Source organism: Bradyrhizobium sp. Kon69, from assembly GCF_055807515.1.
Map to the genome: position 1 here is coordinate 1 of NZ_JBVVOS010000245.1, position 306 is coordinate 306.

1 protein-coding gene is annotated in these 306 nt (G+C 63.4%); it reads right to left on the bottom strand.

Annotated features, from left to right (window positions below):
- The coding region (locus AC0L3U_RS39010; RefSeq protein ID WP_473365060.1) for a phospholipase D-like domain-containing protein at positions 1-306 on the bottom strand (306 nt) is incomplete at both ends.

Genomic DNA, 306 nt, shown 5'->3' on the forward strand with positions numbered 1-306 from the left:
CATGGGCCGGACTCTCGATGGGTTTCAAACGCGGCTTGTGTGCCGGCAGCCAGCCGGTCAGTGCGGGGAAGTGGCGCATCACATGAAACACCAGGAAGCCCACGGTCCGCCGCCACAACCACAGGCGTGGCTTGCGCTTTTCCGGCATGGTCTGGCAATGGTCCCTGGCCAGCGCTTCCAGGCTTGCGTACAGCTGCTGATTGAAGGCCCGATCGCGAATCAGCACGTTGGCTTCCAGGTTCAGGGCCAGGCTCAGCGGGTCCAGGTTGCTGGAACCCACGGTGCTCCAGTCATCGTCCACCAACG